Raw genomic sequence first — 1,055 nt, forward strand, 5'->3', positions numbered from 1 at the left:
GTCATATACAAATAGCTGTCGCCGTGTACACCGTCATCACCTGCGGCAATATCTATATCACCGCCCGATATACGAACAGTGTTATTTGAATGTATGCCGTCATCATATGTGTTTATATTAAATGTACCGCCACTGATATTTACAAGATTTCCTGCCTTAACACCTTTGCAGCTGTTTGATACTGACGAATTGTTTGAAGATACCGTTGCAGGCGCACCGCCGTATGCTTTCAAATCGAATGTACCGTCAGAGATATTCAATATATTCTCGGCTTGGATACAATCCATTGTTGAATTAACCGTTACATCACCGCCGGTAATTGTAATGTTACCCGTACCGCACTGAATACCGTCTTCACTGCTTGTTATATTAAATGTTCCGCCACTTATTCCTATACTTCCCGTTACATATGCTTTTACGGTTGTTCCGTCTGTATCATAAAAAACTTCACTTACTTGTATGCCGTCTTCAGCCTTTGTGATTGTGATTTCTCCGTCAGATACGTTGACGCGCTTTACGCCCTTTATACCGTCCTCACCTGCTGAAATATTGATTGTACCGCCTGTAATATTGATACTTCCGTCACCGTCTGCGATTGTCGGATTGTCTTCGTCTATGCTTGACGCGTTCGCTTTTATAGCATCGCCTGTTGATGTGATGTTTATTGTACCGCCCGATATATCACATAGCATTGATGCTTTGATACCGTCACTTGTTGATGTTGTGCCGTCCTTTGTGGTCGTTCCAGTTGTCAATGTAACTGTACCGTCTGCAATTTTAACAGTTCCACCCTCTAACACGTCGCCGTCATATGCAGGATCTTCGTCTGATTTTATCGAGTCACCGTTTGAATTTACAGTTACATTACCGCTCTCGACAGTTACCGAATCATTACCCTTTATACCGTTGTTCGCCGCCTCGGTTACGTTCAACGTCAAATTCTTTATTGTAACGTCAGCTTTACAGCCGATTGCGTTGTTATATGTTGAGCTTACCTTAAGTGTACCTTTACCTTTTATCGTCAAATCATTTTTACTGTATACACACGCATTGAC

Annotated in this window: 1 protein-coding gene; it reads right to left on the reverse strand. The window is 42.1% G+C overall.

The window, feature by feature from the left end; genetic code table 11:
- On the reverse strand, positions 1-1,055 hold a 1,055-nt coding region (locus ACLTU0_RS12025), incomplete at both ends, for a carbohydrate-binding domain-containing protein (RefSeq protein WP_412322680.1).

The organism is Hominilimicola sp., assembly GCF_046972485.1.
Classification (GTDB): domain Bacteria; phylum Bacillota; class Clostridia; order UBA1381; family UBA1381; genus Hominilimicola; species Hominilimicola fabiformis.